Source organism: Pandoraea sp. XY-2 (assembly GCF_004193915.1).
Taxonomy (GTDB): domain Bacteria; phylum Pseudomonadota; class Gammaproteobacteria; order Burkholderiales; family Burkholderiaceae; genus Pandoraea; species Pandoraea cepalis.
This window is the reverse complement of sequence record NZ_CP030849.1, coordinates 1,365,287-1,383,107: the sequence shown is the minus strand read 5'-3', so window position 1 is coordinate 1,383,107 and position 17,821 is coordinate 1,365,287. Positions and strand designations below refer to the sequence as shown.

The 17,821-nt window shown below is 64.4% G+C and carries 9 protein-coding genes and 1 pseudogene; 5 read left to right on the top strand and 5 right to left on the bottom strand.

The genetic code is table 11. From position 1 onward, the window contains the following. Nucleotides 1-8 precede the first annotated feature (8 nt). From DRB87_RS06335 to DRB87_RS06325, 3 genes are all read right to left on the bottom strand, one after another. A complete protein-coding gene (locus DRB87_RS06335; RefSeq protein ID WP_130025273.1) occupies nucleotides 9-4,136 on the bottom strand; it encodes a tetratricopeptide repeat protein in 4,128 nt (1,375 codons plus the stop codon). A 37-nt stretch (nucleotides 4,137-4,173) separates the two neighbouring features. After that, entirely contained in the window at nucleotides 4,174-6,987 is a 2,814-nt protein-coding gene (locus tag DRB87_RS06330) for a sugar ABC transporter (RefSeq protein WP_130025272.1), read from the bottom strand. Between the two features lie 1,093 nt (nucleotides 6,988-8,080). Further along, on the bottom strand, nucleotides 8,081-9,373 hold the full coding sequence (locus tag DRB87_RS06325; protein WP_130025271.1) for an MFS transporter: 1,293 nt from the start codon (nucleotides 9,371-9,373) through the stop codon (nucleotides 8,081-8,083). A gap of 115 nt (nucleotides 9,374-9,488) precedes the next feature. Between DRB87_RS06325 and DRB87_RS06320 the strand changes: the two genes are divergently transcribed. The 4 genes from DRB87_RS06320 to DRB87_RS06305 all read left to right on the top strand — a co-directional run bounded on the left by DRB87_RS06320 (nucleotide 9,489) and on the right by DRB87_RS06305 (nucleotide 14,985). Beyond that, on the top strand, nucleotides 9,489-10,436 hold the full coding sequence (locus tag DRB87_RS06320; protein ID WP_130025270.1) for a LysR family transcriptional regulator: 948 nt from the start codon (nucleotides 9,489-9,491) through the stop codon (nucleotides 10,434-10,436). A gap of 163 nt (nucleotides 10,437-10,599) precedes the next feature. Further along, nucleotides 10,600-11,016: a DUF2946 domain-containing protein gene (locus tag DRB87_RS06315; protein ID WP_130025269.1), complete on the top strand. Its 417-nt coding sequence runs from the start codon at nucleotides 10,600-10,602 to the stop codon at nucleotides 11,014-11,016. Between the two features lie 82 nt (nucleotides 11,017-11,098). Then, nucleotides 11,099-13,399, top strand: a complete 2,301-nt coding sequence (locus tag DRB87_RS06310; RefSeq protein WP_130025268.1) for a TonB-dependent receptor — start codon at nucleotides 11,099-11,101, stop codon at nucleotides 13,397-13,399. Between the two features lie 26 nt (nucleotides 13,400-13,425). Then, on the top strand, nucleotides 13,426-14,985 hold the full coding sequence (locus tag DRB87_RS06305) for a PepSY domain-containing protein (protein ID WP_240756206.1): 1,560 nt from the start codon (nucleotides 13,426-13,428) through the stop codon (nucleotides 14,983-14,985). A 192-nt stretch (nucleotides 14,986-15,177) separates the two neighbouring features. Here DRB87_RS06305 and DRB87_RS06300 read toward each other — a convergent pair whose 3' ends face one another. Together DRB87_RS06300 and DRB87_RS06295 are read right to left on the bottom strand one after the other, a co-directional pair. Next, nucleotides 15,178-15,627, bottom strand: a complete 450-nt coding sequence (locus tag DRB87_RS06300) for a DoxX family protein (protein WP_206100073.1) — start codon at nucleotides 15,625-15,627, stop codon at nucleotides 15,178-15,180. Between the two features lie 44 nt (nucleotides 15,628-15,671). After that, nucleotides 15,672-16,492: pseudogene (locus DRB87_RS06295) on the bottom strand (alpha/beta fold hydrolase). Nucleotides 16,493-17,052: 560 nt separating this feature from the next. Between DRB87_RS06295 and DRB87_RS06290 the strand changes: the two are divergent. Continuing rightward, nucleotides 17,053-17,604: an antibiotic biosynthesis monooxygenase gene (locus DRB87_RS06290; RefSeq protein WP_130025267.1), complete on the top strand. Its 552-nt coding sequence runs from the start codon at nucleotides 17,053-17,055 to the stop codon at nucleotides 17,602-17,604. Nucleotides 17,605-17,821: the final 217 nt, after the last annotated feature.

The window sequence follows — 17,821 nt, the reverse complement described above, 5'->3', positions numbered from 1 at the left end:
GCGAAATTTCAGTAGAACAGCCGGTACGCGATGCCGACCTGCGTTGTGGCAACACCGGTGCCGTTGGTGATGTCGTGCGAGTAATACACGCGAGCGTGATCGTTGCCGAGCACCGACCCCGCGATGCCCAGGTTGACCTGCGGCCCCCAGCCCTGCTGACTGTCGTGAATGTAGCCCACGTCGAGATACGGCCGCCAGGCACGCCGGTAAGCATTCTGGTAGTCCTGCCCGAAGCCTGCCATGACACCGTACTGGGTCGTCGTGATCGGCATGAACTCCGAGGCCACCGGCGCGGTGCCGGTCGGCAGCAGCACGGCGAGCGACGGGATGGTGGCTGTGCCCGGCGTATAAATGCCGCGCTCGGCCACGAGCCTGATGTTCAGGTCCGGGTAGTCGATGCGCAGCTTGTACCCCAATTCGCCGCCGAAGCGCCAGCCACGTCCCAGATACGTGCGGTCCTGCGCGTGAAAACGGTCGTACTCGGCGTTCGCCTGACCGTACCAGCGACCATCGCCGGCCCACAGCATCTGCACACTGCCGAAGTCGCGCGTTCCGGCGACCTGCGTGTTCGGCGCAATGTCGGTGAACTGGTTGTAGCCCGCCTGGAAAGTCGTGGTCAGGGGCGTATTGCGGTTGAATGCGGCCGACGCAAGTCCGGTGAAGAAGCTGTTCAACTCGCTGCGATGCCCGACGGTGAGCGCCAGATCCCGCGCCACGGTGCGATCGCGTACGGTGAAGTTGAAGATCCGGTCATGCGACGGCACCCAGGCAAGCTGCGACGTGTCGATGGTTCGCTGATTGCGCTGGATCGCCTCGACCGTCACACCGATGCGGCTGGTGAGGTTGAGACTGCCGACCAGCGAACTCTCCAGATAGCTCAGCGGCGCCTGACGCGAATAGAAGAGATCGAAGCCCGCATTCGATCGATCGCGCAGGATTGTGTCCGTGAATGTCGTGTGCACGGCGTCGTTGTTCGGTGCACCGTCAGCCGCACGCCACGCGAGCGTCTCGGCCTGGGTCGAGCGTCCGAGCCGTTCGTTCGCATCGACCTCGCTTTCGATCGGCATGCGACCTTGGCGGCGGTCGAGCAGTTGCGCCATCTTGTCGCGGTCGTTGTTCTCGAGCGCGAGGGCAATCTCCGCATCGGCCGGGCGCAGCAGTCGATTTGCGTATTCGCGTGCCAGCCAGGCACGGGCCAGATCGAAGTGTTCGCCGGACAGCGCCCACGCCAGTCCGACGTCGCGCGTGGTCGCGCTGAGCACCGCCTGTCGCGAGAGCAACGCGGGGGCGCGCGTCGCCGGCGAGTCGGTCGCGTCGCCGGCAGGTTTGAGCGGCGCCAGCTCGGCCGATTCGCCCAGCAGCGAGTCGCCGACCTTGGCGCTGTCGGCCGAACGACGGTCATCGCGCAGCAGATTTGCCAACAGCTGGCGCGACGTGTCGCCATTCGAGAACACTTGCGCGAGCGTGACACGCGCGGCTTGCGCTTCGAGCACGCCGTCGTTATCCGAGGTCTGCGCCGCAAGGCGTTGCACCACCGCGCCCGGCCGCCGGCGCGGGGCGATGCGCAGTTGTCCGGTCTGGGCACGCGTTTGCAGATCGCGCCAGGCGCCGCGACGAATGCGCCACGCGGTATGGGCATCGCCGGCCGCCTCTTCGGCGTCGGCGAGCGAGAGCATCCACAGCGGGTCGTCGTCCGAGAGCGACGCCTGTTGGCGCAAGTACGTCAACGCCTCACGTGCATTGCCCAGGCGCAGCAGACCGGCCCCGTAAGCCCCCCAGTATTCGGCGTTTCCGGCCACGAGCGGACGATAGTCATGTAGCGCCATGCCGAGCGCGTCGTCGCTGCCATAGTCGACCAGCGCCCACAGGTAGGCAACTCGCACTTCGTCACCCGCATTGTCCAGGCGGGATGCCGCACGCAGATCGGCCAGCGCCGCGTCCCAACGCTGAATCTGCTGATAATAGGTCGCGCGGGTGGAGAGCAGTTCGCTCGACTTGGCGAAGCGATCGCGCTGCTCGGCGTCGAGACCGTCGAGCAGGGCCTGCACCCGATCATAGGCGCGGGCCGTCGTGTAGAAGTAGATGGCCGACTGGAGCGCAAGATCCGAATCGTTCTGCCGGAATTCCGCTTCGGCCGTGCGGCCGGCATCAAGCGGATACCCCTGATAGAAGTAGGTCATCGCATTGAGGTCGAGCGCCTCGGCCTTGCCCGTGCGCAACAGACGCGGATACGCGTAGTTGGCATCTTCGTCGCTTTGCGCCAGGCGTGCCACTTCGGCGTACGTGCGCCAGTAGCGCGCGTCTTCCGGCAGCGTTCCGGCGATGTCGCGCACCTTGCGCAGCTCGGCCAGCGCCGGCTTCACCTGGCCCTTTTGATACATCAGGCTGGCAATGCGCAGCGCATAGTCCGGCGACGGACCGAATTCCTTTTGCAGCGTCTCGAACGTCGCCAGCGCCTCGGCGTCCTGCCCAACGCGCTGGGCGACGTCGCCCTCGCGCTCCAGCAGCGCGCGGCGCTGATTGCCCGCCGCGTGACGCTTGAGATACGTCAGCGCCTCGTCGGGGCGGCCGAGACGTTCGTAGGTATTGACGATATCGTCCTTGAGCTTGAGATCGCTCGGCTGACGCTCGGCTTCGAAGATCTGCGCCGCGAGATAGGCCTGATCGTCATTGAGCTGCGGCGCGAGCTGATAGACGTTCTGCCATGCTTCGGCGTTGCCCGTGGCGTCCGCGTACTTGCGCCAGTAAGTGAGCGCGACCGAGGGGTGCCCGTTCCATTGCGCGACCTGCGCGAGACGGCGAGTCCAGATGAGCGGATCGAGCTTGCGCTGCAGCGCCTGCTGCGCGAGCTTCTCGGCGTCGTCGAGCTGACCTGCTTCGACAAACGCCTTGAAGGCCACGTCGTAATCGTTCGCCGTCACGCCGTTGACATTGGCACCGCTCTCGGACGGCTTCGCGGCTGCCGTACCGGCTTCCCAATCGAATTTCCCAGGAGCGTCCGGCTTGAACGTCTTGTCCGCGTTCGCCGCCTTCGTTGCTTTCGTTGCTTTCGTGGATGCGTCCGATGCGGCATCCGCCGCACTCGCGCCGCGGGCCAAGCCCACATCGGCGACACGAACGATGCGATACGCGTCCATGCGCTCGCGTGCGCGCACGCCTTCCGGGCCATCGAGATAGCGCAGATGCGCACGACCGGCGCCGTCGAGCCCGCGGCCGTCGGCGGTCACCCCCGGCAACCAGCCGGCGAGCTGCACATGCGCCCCACGCGACTGCGGCACCAGGCTCGACAGTTGCGTGAGTGCCCGCGCGTACTTCGTCATCAGGTCCGGGCGGCCCGCCTGACGAGCGACATCGAGCAGATATCGCAGGGTTACCGGATCGTTGACCAGTTCACCCACGCGTTTCTCGCCTTCCGCGCATGCGCGCGAAATCTGGTTCGCCGACACGAGCACGCGGATGCCCGCGAGGAACAGGCGACGGCGATCGTCGCGCGTGGTTGCCGCGTCTTGTGCGGCGAAATAGGCATTGGCGGCATCGTCATACGCGGCGTGAGCGAAGGCGGCGTCCGCCAGCTTCTCCTGCCATTGCGCGGCGTTCTTGGCATCGGCGGCCGCCAGCAGGCGATAGTCGCGCAGCATCAAATTCTGGGCACCCGCCAGCCGGGCCTTTTCCGCCAGCATACGCAGCGTCGGCACGTCCCACTGGTACTGCGACGTTGCGTCAAGCAGTTCCACGTATCGCGCCATGCGCTCGGCGCGACGCGGATCGTCGGCGGGCACTTCGTACGCCCGCTGCTCCGTGGCCGCCAGCGCGAGCAGAATGCCGCGACGGCGGTCTGGCTCGTCGGACATGCCGCGCAGCGTCTTCGCAACGCCCATTGCGTCGTCCCAACGGCCCAGCCCCAGATATTGTTGGCCGAGCAGATCGAGATAACGGGGCGCGCCGGGTTCAATGCGCAGCCACGCTTCGAGGTAGGCCACCGAGAGTTCGCTCGGCGGTTGCGCGGCGAGCGCGCGCGTCTGGTCGTCGTCGCTCGGGTGGGCCGCGGCAAGCGCGAGCACGATGCCTGCGCCGATCGCGACCGTCAGCCACGGCGCGCTCAGCCGTTCGCGCTTGTCGAACGGCTTTCCAGTCACTGCGTCGGCAATCCTGTCGGGATCGGGGCGAACGGCATCAGTCACAGTCGACCCCCACGGTATGCATGACGACCGGCTTCTCGGCAACGCCGGAGACCTCGGCGCGCAGGCGACCCGCGCCATCGGCGCGCCCCTTGGCCACACCGTCGACGCTGATGCGGCAACCGGCGGCATTGACCACGCTCACGAACGGCTTGTAGTAGCCGCCAAAGCGGAACGACAGATTGCGCCCGGTGCGCTGGAAGTCGCGGATGAACCCAGCGGCTTCGTCGATGTGCGGCGTGCGCTCGGCGCCCTTCGGGGCGATCGAGAACTCGGCGGTGTCGCCCCCCATGTGGATGTACAGCCCGCCCGGCCCCGGCAGATAACCGGCGACGTCATCGGACGTCCCCATGACCGGCACACCCTCGCCCGGCCAGCGCATTTCGCGCAAATCGGCACCGCTGCGCACGCGCCAGCGCGTGGCGCCGTCCGCGGTCACCTCGCGCGCCACGGCCACGCGACGCCAGTCCAGCACGCGGCGGATGTATTCCGTGGTGAAGATCGGGAACACGGGCTGCTTGAGCACCGCGTTATAGACTTCCTTGAGCGCATTGAGCGATGCGACCTTCGTGCCCGAGTACATGTGGTAGTACAGGTTCACCGCCTTGAAGCGAATCGGCTTGTCGGTCATGGCGAACGTTTCGAGCACGCGCGTGTAGCCGTAGTAGGGCCCGAGCCAGTCGTTCGTGTAGACGTTTTCGTCCATCACGGCGGCATACACCTGGAACTCGGTCGGCAGGCTGCCCTTCTCTACGCCGTACGGTGCGATGTTGGTCCAGCTGTTGTTCGTCTTCGTGATGATCGTGTCGCCGCCGTTGATCGACAGCACGCCCGCGGCCCATGCCTTGCGAATCGCAATCGCGGGGGCCTGCGCATCGCCCGGCCATTGCAGCACCACGACCTTCTTGCCCGGGGGCGCAAGACGCCCGTTGATGTAGTCGATCGATCCCTGGATCTCACGATCGAGGTTGAACTTGTAGTTGGGGATGTCGAGCGAGAAGGCATCGTCTCCGCCCCACTCCTTGTTCGCCTTGCCGGTGATTCGCTCGCCGGTAGTCTGGTTGATCTGCTCCAGATTAAACGGGTGCGAGAAGGTGTGCGTGCCGATCTCGACGTTCGGCAGTGCGAACATCTTGCGAGCAATCTCTTCGAGACGCGGCGAAATCTTCGGATACATCCCCTTCGCACCGACCTCGCCCTCGATCACCGACAGCGTCGTGGGCACAGGATACTTCGTGTAGATCTGTTCATACAGCGCCATCGCGCCATAGTCGACGCCCGGGAATTCCGCGCGCGAGGCAAAGCCGTCGCCGTCGACGTGTACGAACATCAGTCGGCGGCCGTTCTCGGTGGTCACGTCGGGCACCGGCATCTGCGGCAGCGCCAGCGCCTGACGCAGGAAGTCGATCGGCTGGATCGCCCAGCGCTCCTGCCCGATGCCGGACAGCGACGTCACCCCATAGGGGTTGAGCGTATAGCCGCCCCACGGCAACATGCCGGCCATGTCGTAGGTGTAGGTGCCCGCTTGCAGACGCAGCAGCGGCTGGCCGGTCGGCCCCACGCGCACACCGAGGGCGTCGCGCACGTCGGGCGTCGGCATGATCTCGAAGCCCATCATCGGCGCCTTGCTCACCACGCTCGGCACCACCGAGCCGGGCACGGTGCCCGCCACACGTTCGAGGCCCAGCACCTGAGCCGTCTGCTGATCGATCGGGAAACCGAACTGTCCGATCACCGCCACGCGCATGCCGTCATGAATTCGGGCCAGCAGCCAGCGTCGCCACGCGCCGGCATTGTTCACATTGCGATCGATGGATACGACAATGCCCGCATAGCGGTCGCTGCGCACATTGGCCGGCATCGGGCCCTTGTTCACATTGACGTATTGCACGTCGTAACCGAGGTAGTTCAGCGGCATGGAAATATCGCGCGCACCCGTCGTCAGGTCGATCGGTTCGCCGTCGCCCGGCGCCTGCACCATCAGCACTTTGCGCGGCATCACTTCGATGCGGCCAACACCGACCGTCTCAACGTCCGGATCGGTGACGAACGCACGCACGCCTGTCTGATTGAGCGTGCGCGCCGTGTCGCGGCGGCAGGCCACATCCGCGCTCGCGCAGTAGTCCATCGCAAACGTCGGAAGATGGGATTGCTCGCGCAACGCTTTCAGTTGATCGAGCGCGGATTGGCGCGCGTCGGCCGGCGTGTCAACGAAAATCATCGCCCGCGCGTCGTATCGATGCAACAGTCCGTCGGCCAGAACACCGGCAAGCGCGGGGGCCAGAGACGCCGCCAAGCCCAAATGGTTTCGCAGTACGAGACGCGCATCGGCATAACGGGCGCGCACCGCTTTCACGCGCGCGGCCATGCGCGCGTCGCTCTCGGCATCGGCCGCGAGCGGGGTACCGTCGTCGATCAGGAAATTACGATAGCCTTGCGCCCAGAGCGGCGCGACGCGCGCGTCGACAAACGCCTCTGGCGTTTGCGCGGTGTCGCGCGCATCCAGGCGTGCGAACCAGGTGGTATGCGAGGTTAGCGATGCGTCGGGCAGCGAAGTTTGTGTCGGGTCGATGACGACCCAATCGAAGGACTGCAGCGCGTCGACCGGCAGGTCGCGACCATAATAGAGCGCTATGTCGGGCACGGCGGACGACAACGGCGCCATGGCCGCGGCGGCGGGCATTGTCGGCGCTACCGATGGTGCTGCGGCCAGGGCCATGCCGGCCGGGATCATCGTCGTGAGCATGACGAACGACCGCAGCGAACCGGTGACCAGACCGCGCGTGCGGCGCCACCAACGGCCGAACACATCACGACTTCCCCGATTCCCCAAAACGCCGCGGAAATTCCCTGTCTCCGCCGCGAATGCTTGTCCCTTCGATGCCATTAGCGTGTGTGCAATCAATGATTTGCGTTCGACCCTATCACGCGTCTCACGCACTGATCAATCTTCGGAGTCTCCCCGCCGCACGGCGAAACCGTCGGACAGGAAAGTTCGTGGTGGTACGTTGGCCGCAGTTCCCCCCCCGGGGCGGTGACCGATGTCGCACGTACGCGTCAATAGCGCAATCTACGACGGGATGATGTCTGATACACGCACTCAAGCACGATGTCTGCGATTCGAACCTGGACGATCATGTGGCTTGAACTGAGCGACGGATTTCCAGATGACCCGATTCGTCCTTCCCGCGAAGGTCTGTGCGCATGCCGATTGTGGCATTTGGACTGCCCAGCGCTCCGAAATCCGGTGTCACCTCATCACAGCCACGGACTTTAAAGGGCAACCGTCCCATAAGCGTCCCCCAGACAGTTATGGGAGGATTGACGAAATTGACCGGATGGGCATCGCGCTCGCCCGCAACCGCTGCCATCGTCGTTCAGGAGCCGGTAGGACGGGCCTGCCCGAGGCGGGGAGCCGCCAATGGCGATGACCTTGCATCATCGGCTGGCCTGACATGGGTGTCAACCAGAGGTTGACGCGGAAATTTGGCGGTGCCTCCCGGGCCGCCATCGATGTGGCTGACGGCGGTGCCTGACACTGCGCGACTTCTCGTCGTGGCGGTAGTGCTGACAATGCCGACGGTGTTCATTTCGGTGCCCATGATCACCGAAGTCGTTCCACGCCGGATGCGCGCGACGGGTCCGGCCGTCGTCTATGGCCTGGGCGTGTCCGTGTGCGGGGGGACTCACACAGTGCGTCGCGACATGGCGCATTGGCGTGACCGACGCCACGCTCGCGCCGGCCGGCTACGTTATTGACGCGCCACGGACACGCCACGCAACTGAGGCGGCCGCCCGGCATTCGAGACGCCTTCGGAAACGGACGGTCGACGCCGTGGTGCAGACTCGACGAATGCCCGGTGGACGCCTCCCCGCGCACATCCACCGTCACACACCAGTGATCAGTGATGCCCCGCAGCACGGTCCACGCAGCCGAGGACGAACAACGCGCCCGTGAATCCCAGCGCGACGACGCACACGCCCCGCCATCCGTCCCACGCCCACGCGGCCCCCGAGAGCACCGCGCCAAACGCGCCGCCGACGAAGAAGATCCCGACGAAGAGTGCGTTCAACCGGCCACGCGCCGACGGATTGATAAGGTTGATGGCGCGCCGTCCGAGCGTCTGGTCCGTAATGACGCCGGCGTCGAGCGTTGCGGCGCCGGCAACCAGAAGCGCAAGCGCCAGGCCCGGGTGCATCGTTGGCGAGAACCCGCCCCATCCGGCGCCCGCAGCGCCAAGCATCAGCACAGCGACAATCATCGCGAGATGGGCGACGAACTGCGTCGTGCGGCCCTGCCCACGGTCCCCCAGATATCCGGCGAGCGGTGTCACGATGGCGCCCGTGGCGCCAGCCAGTGCGAAGCCCGCGATGCCCTGCATTCCAAGCGAAAACGGCGGTTGCGCGAGCAGGAGTGCGATAGCCGTCCAGAACGCGCTGAATGCGCCGAGCGCGAGCGCCGCCTGCATGGCGCGCCGTTGCAGGACCGGCTCTGTGCGCAAAAGCGTCCAGAGCGAGCGAAGCAACGCCGGGTAACGTGCCCCGGCCTGCGGTTTGCGGTTCGGTAACCGGGCGTACAGAACGATCGCAAGCAACGCGTTGGCCAACGCCGCAACGCCATAGAATGCGCGCCAGCCCCACTCGCCGGCGATCAGACTCGCGAGCGGACGCGACAGCAAAATGCCCAGCATCAGTCCGCTCATCACGTTTCCGACGGCCCGCCCTCGACGGCTCTCAGGGGCCATCGACGCAGCCATCGGCACGAGCATCTGGATCACACTCGACGTCGCGCCCGCCAGGAACACCGACACGAGAAACACGCCGCCCGAATGCGCGAACGAGGCGAGCGCAAGAAACGCGGCGCAGCAGGCGAGCGTCCGAAAGATGAGCCTGCGATTTTCGACCAGATCGCACAGCGGCACGAGCAGTAGCAAACCCGCCGCGTAGCCGAGCTGCGGCAGCATTGCGATCAGACCGGCAAGCTCCGTGGGCAGCTTCAGCGCCCGACCGACAGGCCCGGTCAGCGGTTGCGCTGCCGACAGATTCACGACGACGATGCCGACCGCGGCGGCAAAGAATACGGTCAACGGCGTGGTCAACGTGGCAGGCGTCGCTGGCGTCGCTGGCGATGGTGGCGATGGTGGCATGGGCGCGGCGACGGCATCGCGCGAACAGGGGGAAGCCGGCTGAGTCATGTTTCGATTCCGATGAATGACTGAAGGTCACAAGGCGTGACGGTTCGGCCGATTGTAGAAACCGGTGCGTCATGCCACAATTGAATTATGTTTATATTCATTATGCGAGTTTGTTTTGAACACACATGACTTGCAGGCTTTCGTCGCCGTGGTTGAAAGCGAATCGATGGCACAGGCGTCGGAGAAGCTCTTCCTCACGCAACCGGGTCTCACGCGACGCGTCCAGAATCTGGAGAAGATGCTGGGCATCGAGTTGCTTGACCGGCATAGCAAGCCGCTAAAACCGACGCCTGCCGGACGCGAGGTGTACGGATTGGCCCGCACGGTGTTGCGCGCGGTCGACGACTTGAAAGCGGTTGCCTCGCCCGATACGGAGCCGTCGGGCGAATTCCGTATTGGCGTGCCGCCATTTCTCTCCGAGCTTGCGCTGGAACAACCCATCGACTTTCTTCGCAACACTTTCCCGAAGCTGACGCTTCGCGTAACGGCGGCATGGTCGCCGGGACTGTTGCAAAGTCTCGAGCAGGCAAAGGTGGATGCCGCCGTCGTGCTACTGCCGGAGAGCGTTGCGTTGCCCGAAGGCGTGACGTCGACGCTTCTCTCGCGCAAGCCCATGGTGGTCGTCGCGCCCAGCGCCTTCGGGCTGGCCGACAAGCCGGCCACGCTCGCCGATCTTGCGAATCATCCGTGGGTTCTGAATCAGGATGGCTGCGGCATGCGCTCGGGACTTGGCAGAGCGATGGCGATGGCCGGACTGCCGTTCAACGTCGCGGTGGAAGCGTTCGGCTCGGAGTTGCAGTTGTCGCTGGTTGCGCGCGGCCTCGGCGTAGGACTGGCCACCCCCGAAGTCCTTGCCCGCAGTGCGCATGCCCAGGCGCTGCAAGTCCTCGACGTGCCTGAGTTCCGAAGCGGGCTGAACGTCTGGCTCGTGCACGGCGCGTTGCCGAGCCGGCTTGCTCGCCCAGTCGCGTTGATGCGCGACGCGTTGGCGGCGAGGCTGGCAGCGGATGACGTCCGGCTGGCGCCCTCCACGCCCACACGCAAGCGACGCAAGACCTCATGAAATTCGTCGTCGCCACGTTGGGTGTGGACGGCGGACAAGCGGCGAAGCGGCGTTTGATATATCGGAGGCCCACCATTTAGCGAATGCGACGCATTCGTGATACGATCCTGGCGAATTCCAGATTCGGCCATCCCGGCGGACCGAAAATCGGCCTTTCACAACGATGCTCACTCGCTCACGCAAACGTTTCAGCGCATGGCTTGGCTTGACCGCCATGTGCCTGGCGCTTTGCGCACCGATCGTGAGCCAGTGGCTGGCCGCGCACCGCGCCAGCGTTTCGCAGATCGACGCAACCTTTTGTACGGCAGACGGATTGACGCCGTCGGCCGTACCAACCATCGCGCACGACGATTCGCACGCGGACATGCGTCACGCACCGGCCGCCGATCATGGCGGGCACGGTGACGCCTGCGGCTATTGCTCGTTACTTGCGAACCATCCGCCGTTGGTCATGCCGCCGCACGCCAGTGCGGTGTCGTTTGTCTGGATCGCCCGGGCCGGTCCGACGTCGACCGTCTCGCCGCAACTCCGTCCGCTCGCCTACATTCCGCCCGCCCGGGCCCCGCCCCACCGTTCCTGATTGACGCCTTTTCGTGCCCGGCAAGCCATTGCACTGCATTGGCCTGCCGGTCGTCATTCGCTCATCGCAGTCAGGAAAATCCATGCTCTCCCCCTTTGCGCGCAAGACGCCGCTGGCGCTCGCGCTGGCCGCCATGCTGCCGGCCGTCGCGTACGCCGACGACACCACTCAACCGTCCGCCGTCGAACTCGCGCCGACATCCGTCGCGGTCTCCGCCGAGCGCACGCCCAAGCACGTACTCGATCCGAACTTGCCCGCCTCGAGCGCCACGGTCACCGCGGACCAACTGCAGTACCAGAACGTCGAGACGACCGAAGACGCCTTGCGATATGTCCCCGGCATGGCCGTTCGACGCCGGTTCATCGGCGATCTGAATTCCACCATCGCCGTGCGTGGGACGAGCAACTCGCAAACGGCTCGCGGCCTTGTCTACGCCGACGGTCTGCTGCTGAGCAACTTCCTTGGCAACACCTGGACATTCGCGCCACGTTGGTCGATGGTGTTTCCGGAGGAGATCGATCAAGTCGATGTCATTTACGGGCCGTTCTCGGCGCTCTATCCGGGCAACGCCATCGGCGCGACAGTGCTCATCACGACCCGCATGCCGGAGCAGTTCGTGACCGACGCGAAGGTTCAGGGATTCACCCAGCACTTCGACCTGTTCGGGGTGAACCGAAGCTTCAACGGCAGCAACGTGAGTGCGAGCGTTGGCGACAAGTTCGGCAATCTGTCGCTGCTGGTGGGCGTGGACCACATGGAGAACACGGGACAACCGCTCCAGTTCTACGCGGCGTCGCAATCGACCACGCCTGCCACGGCAAGCGCCAAGGTCGTGAGCGGCGCGTATTCCTATCGCGACCAGAACGGCGTGCCGGGTGTGGTGATGGGCGTGAACGGAGAAGGCATCGAGCGTGTGACGCAAGACCAGCTCAAGCTCAAGGCCACCTACGATTTCACGCCGACGCTGCAAGGCGGCTTCAGCTTTGGCTACTGGCATCAGAACTACAACAGTCAGACGAGCACGTTCCTGCGCGACGCGAACGGCAATCCGGTGTATTCAGGGGCGGTCAACATCAATGGCTACCAATATGTCATTCCGGCATCGGCATTTGCGCTGAGTCAGGGCGTGAGCGAGAACCTGCTTTACGGCCTGTCGCTCAAGACACGCCACAAATCCGGCTGGAATTGGGAAGCCATCGCGTCGTACTTCGATATTTCGCAAAGCGAGGCCCGCACGGCCAGCACCGGAGCGCCCGGCAACGGACCGGGGACGGTAACGTATGGCGACGGTACGGGCTGGAAGTCGATTGACCTGCGCAGCACCTATACGCCCGCCCAGGTCGGGGCGGGCGCGCATTGGCTGGCGTTCGGTTATCACTTCGACACGTATTTCCTCGATAACCGCACGTTCAATACGGCGGCATGGGTCGACGGAAGCGATACGTCGCTCGCCAATGCGTTCGGCGGCAATACGCTCACGCAAGCACTGTACGCCCAGGATGCATGGCAGTTCCTGCCGCGCTGGAGACTCACAACCGGCCTGCGTTACGAAGATTGGCGCGCCTATTCGGGCGCGCGCACGCTCGGCGGCATGACGCTGCCGTATGTGGGATCGTCCGACAGCCACTTTTCGCCAAAGCTGTCGCTAGCGTTCGCGGCGACGCAGGACCTGACGCTGCGCGCATCCATCGCACGCGCCTACCGGTTCCCGACCGTCTCCGAGCTCTTCCAGGGCTCGATCACCGGCACGAACATCGTCAACAACAACCCGGGACTGCGCCCAGAAGACGATCTCGCGAAGGAGTTGAGCGCCGAGTGGCAACTAGAGGTCGGCAAGGTGCGCGTCTCGCTGTTCCAGGACGACGTAAAAAACACGATCTTCAGTCAGACAAATACGACCGTGTTCCCCAACGTCACGAACTTCCAGAACATCGACAAGGTTCGCTCGCGCGGTATCGATACGGCTTTCGACGGTCAGGACGTCCTCTTTCAAGGCCTCGACATCGCAGCCGGCCTGACGTACACGCAGTCAAAGATCATGGCGAATACGAATAATCCGGCTTCCGTCGGCAAGTATTTCTATCGGATTCCGCTGTGGCGCGCGAATCTGGTGGCGACCTACCGCTTCAATGCGAAGACGGCAGTGACCGGCGCGATTCGTTACTCGGGCCGTCAGTACAACACGCTGACCAATACCGACAACAATCCGAACACGTTCGGCGGCACGAGCACCTACACCGTCGTCGATGCGAAGTTCACCTACAAGCCGACTGCGCGCACGCAGATCGGTATCGGCGTGGATAACCTGTTCGACACGCGCTACTTCGTCTATCACCCCTACGCTGGCCGCACTTTCTTCATCGAAGGCAAGTTCGCCATCTGAATCGCAGGCCAAGGAGATCACGAATCATGGGGATATCTTTCACGGCGATGCGCGACGTGCCGCCCAATCAGGCCGCCGGCCGCTATCGCACGCTGTGGCGCTGGCACTTCTATGCCGGGCTGTTCGTCATGCCCTGGCTCATGGTGTTGGCCGTCACGGGAACGATCTACGTCTTTCAACCACAGATTGAACCGTGGCTCTATCACGACCGTATGGTCGTTGCCGCGTCGCAGGCACCTCGTATGACCGAGCAAGCGCTGATGAACCGTGCCGCGGCATCGCTGGCGCGGGGCGCCACGATCAGTTCGGTCGAGGTGAATCGCGACCCGGCACGAAGCGCGGAATTCATTTTCCGCCTACCCGACGGCGAGCGCGAGAGTGTGTACGTCAACCCGTATTCGGGCGAGGTGCTAGGCACGCTCAGCGTCGAGCATCGGCTGATGAAGCAAGTGCGTCAGTTGCATCGCGCGATGATGCTCGGCAAACCCGGGGAACTGCTCATGGAGCTGGCCGGGTGCTGGACACTGGTCATGGTGGTGACCGGCGTGGCGCTGTGGTGGCCGCGCGGCAACGCGACATGGGCGGGTGCGCTCAAACCGCGGCTTCAGTTGCGTGGCCGGCCTTTGCTGCGCAATCTGCATGGCGTCGCGGGCCTTTGGCTCGCGGCGGGCGGACTGGCATTCGTGCTCACCGGGTTGCCTTGGTCGGGCTCGTGGGGCAAGCAGTTCAAGGCGATCGCGACGCAAGCGGGCATGGGCTATCCTGCCGGCGCGTGGGGAGAAGCGCCGGTACGCTCGCGCATGCCGACAAAGATGGATGATCTACCGATCGCTCAAATGCCGTGGGCCGTGGGCGACACGACGGTGCCCAATTCGAAGGTGCCAGCGCACGAGATGAGCGACATGCACGGCGATCACGGCGATCCAGAGCGGGCCGAAATGAAAGGCATGGGCACCTCGTCTCAAGCCGGCGGCGCAAGCGCCGCCGACGAACATGCCGCGCACGGTGGCAGTGGCCGCACGAAGGGGCTGACGATCGCTCAACTTGACGCTCAGGGTGCGCTGCCCATCGACCGCGTGATGGAAATTGCGGCAAGCAAGGGCGTGAGCACCGGATACAGCCTGGTCGTTCCGTCGCGCGCCGATGGTGTCTACACCGTTTCTTACTTCCCACCTGATCCGCGCGACGAACGCACCCTGCACATCGACCAGTACAGCGGTACGGTGCTGCGCGACATCGATTACGACGCCTATGGTGGCGTCGCGCAGGCGATCTCGTATGGCACGTCGCTGCACATGGGCCGATACTTCGGCGCCGCAAATCAATGGCTATGCGCGCTGATTTCGATGGGGCTCTTCGCAATGGCGGCCACAGGCGCCGCGATGTGGTGGATACGCCGCCCGTCTCGCTCGCTGGGCGCGCCCGCGCGAATGCCGACGCGCGTTCCCATGCGTGGCTGGATTGTGTCCCTGGTCGCGTTGGGCGTCGTGTTTCCGCTGATGGGCGCGACGATGCTCGCGGTCTGGGCACTTGACCGGATGTGGGTCAGGCGGGCCACGAAACTTGTGCGGCGGGCGGCGCAGTGAAGGCCATTGATGGGGGCCGCTCGGCAGGCGCCCCCCTAGTGCGCGTTGGGCTGCACCTGCCCATTGGGATACGGCAATAGCCTTTGTCGAGCACCCGACAGGCGCCGACCCCGAGGAACACATGCCGAGATCGCCATACATGCGCCCGCAGCCAGGCCACTCACGTGAAGTGAGACGCGCGAGCGCGTTTCGTCATGCGCTTCGGCAAACGTTTGCGCTCAGGTCATACCAAGCGACGGCGACGAATCCGCCCACCAGTCCGAGATGCTCGAAAAAGCCGTTGGCAAGCATCAGCCGCGCCTCGGGAGGCGCGGCCCAGAACCGGTTGGCGAGACACGACGCCGCCAGCGTAAAGCCGGCCAACGCCAACGCCCCCAACCACCGCCACCGGCCCGTCAGGATCAACAGTGACGCGCCGATCTCAAGCACGATAACGGCCAGTGCCATCGGCGCGGCTGGCGACAAGCCGAAGTGCCGCATCTCGGCGATGGCGCCCGGGAAATCCATCGCCTTGTCGATGCCGCCTTGCAGGTAAGCGCTACACAATAGCAACAGCGCGAGCCAGTAGATCCAGCTTGGTAGCGAACGCGTCTTGCGAGCGATCGCAGATGAAGCATCCGGCGACGACGGGAGGGGAGTCATGGAGCACCTCGGTTATCACATGCTGATGAAAACGTTCAGCATGCTCACGGGTTGATGAAGGTCAGCAGGTCGGCGTTGACCTGATCGGCGTTGATCACGCACATGCCGTGGGAAGCCCCCTTGTACACCTTGAGCTTGGCGTTGGGGCGATCTTGACCGACAGCTCGGCGGCATTGCCGATCGGGACGATCTGGTCGTCGTCGCCGTGCAGGATCAGCGTCGGGATCGTCATTTTCTTCAGATCTTCCGTGTAGTCGACTTCCGAGAATTCCTTGACGCACAGATACTGGCCCAGAATGCTGCCGGTCATGCCCTGCGCCCAGAACGCGTCGACGGTGCCCTGCGAAACCTTGGCATCCGGACGGTTGAAACCGAAGAACGGCACTGCCAGATCCTTGTAGAACTGCGAGCGATTGTCTGCCACGCTCTTGCGGATGTTGTCGAACACCTCAAGCGGCAAGCCGTTCGGATAGGCTGCGGACTTGGCCATGATCGGCGGCACCGCGCCGATCAACACCGCGCGCGCAACGCGCTGCGTGCCGTGGCGGCCAATGTAGTGCGCGACTTCTCCGCCGCCCGTCGAGTGACCGACCAGCGTAGCGCCCTGAATGTCGAGCGAGTCCAGCAGCGACGCCAAGTCGTCTGCGTAGGTATCCATATCGTTGCCATGCGCCGACTGGCTGGAACGCCCATGGCCCCGGCGGTCGTGCGCGATGACACGACAGCCGTGCTGCACCAGGAAGAGCATCTGCGCGTCCCAGGCGTCGGCGTTGAGCGGCCAGCCGTGCGAGAAGACCACGGGCTTGCCGCTGCCCCAGTCCTTGTAGAAGATTTGCGTGCCGTCTTGGGTGGTGATCGTATTCATCGTCTGAGCTCCGAGGAAGGAAGGGCGGACTGGCGAGAGCAGCTTCGAATTGAAACCAGTGTGGGCCGCGTTTGCATCAAAGGCCGCCACAGCGGCGGCCGCACCAAGTGTCTCGGTACTGCGGGCCATCTGCGACGGAAGTGTCGACGGTGCTGGCCGGCGTCTGGTGTTGTACCTCAACGCCTGACGGCCGATCACAAAGCAGACTAATGGCTCCGTGCCGGCGCCGCCATCGTCACTTGGTATTAACCGCCCGGGCCGCGCGTCTCGGACGACTCGTTAGAATGCGCCCTCCCCCGATTGAGCGTCAACCGGCGATTCACGGCTGCCGATATGTATGTCTATCGCACGCGCGCCGGGCACGAACTGGTGGTCCACCTCGTGCGAGGGTCGCTGCCGGTGTTTGCGCGAGCCGACGAAGCCAGCAGGTTGTTCGGCACCCCAATTGGCGGGGTGCTTGGCGGCGAGCCGGCGCGGCACACCTTTGTACTATTGGTGAGCGCGCCGGAATGTGATCTGATGATCGCGTTCTCCCCATCACGCCCTGCGCGTTGTCCATCATGACCGGCGAGCCCAACGACATCGTCACGAGCATCATTACCCACGAGATCATTCCAGAAGCGACGCAGCGCTACGAGCAATGGCTCGCCGATATCCGAAAGGCTTGTGAGCGCTTCGATGGCTATCTTTCCACCGATGTGATCCGGCCGCTCGGTAAGCAGCGCACCTATGTAGTGATCATTCGCTTTGATGGTTTCGAAAACCTCACGCGCTGGATGGAGTCTGCCGAACGTCGCGATTTCCTGAAGCGTATGCAGCCCTTTTTGCCGAAGGGCGATCGCTACCAGATCCGCACGGGACTGGAATTCTGGTTCGAGCCTCCTGCGCACAAGCCCGCCACGCCATGGAAGCAGTGGCTGGTGACGTGGTCGGCGATCTTTCCCTTGTCGGTCCTGGTGCCTTGGATACTCGGGCCGGTATTCGCCCTGTGGCCCTTCCCCGGCGAGTCGATCGTCGCCCGGATGGCCGGTAGCGCGGTGATCGTGTTGCTGATGGTCTACGTGGTCATGCCGCGCTACACGAAGGCGGTCGCCGGCTGGTTGTTTCGCTGAGGTGTAATGAACCCGCGGAGCCAGCACGGGTTAAGCGGCTAACGGGAACGCCTCAGCCGGCGTTTTCAACTTTAGCGCCTGGTGGCGCCGTCGGTGGCTGCGGAAGTGAATTCAGTCGGCCCTCTGCCTACCCAAAACGAGGGATCGCGACAGCGCCGCCCGCGTGTTAACGTTGCCCCGGCCTCGCCGCAGCGGCAAGCAGCGCTCGGCACGCTGC

What these genes read in the sequence shown, in the direction of transcription:
- DRB87_RS06290 (WP_130025267.1), top strand. Translation starts at nt 17,053, where the DNA reads ATGACCGGCGAGCCCAACGACATCGTCACGAGCATCATTACCCACGAG.
- DRB87_RS06325 (WP_130025271.1), bottom strand. Translation starts at nt 9,373, where the DNA reads ATGACTCAGCCGGCTTCCCCCTGTTCGCGCGATGCCGTCGCCGCGCCC.
- DRB87_RS06300 (WP_206100073.1), bottom strand. Translation starts at nt 15,627, where the DNA reads ATGACTCCCCTCCCGTCGTCGCCGGATGCTTCATCTGCGATCGCTCGC.
- DRB87_RS06310 (WP_130025268.1), top strand. Translation starts at nt 11,099, where the DNA reads ATGCTCTCCCCCTTTGCGCGCAAGACGCCGCTGGCGCTCGCGCTGGCC.
- DRB87_RS06315 (WP_130025269.1), top strand. Translation starts at nt 10,600, where the DNA reads ATGCTCACTCGCTCACGCAAACGTTTCAGCGCATGGCTTGGCTTGACC.
- DRB87_RS06305 (WP_240756206.1), top strand. Translation starts at nt 13,426, where the DNA reads ATGGGGATATCTTTCACGGCGATGCGCGACGTGCCGCCCAATCAGGCC.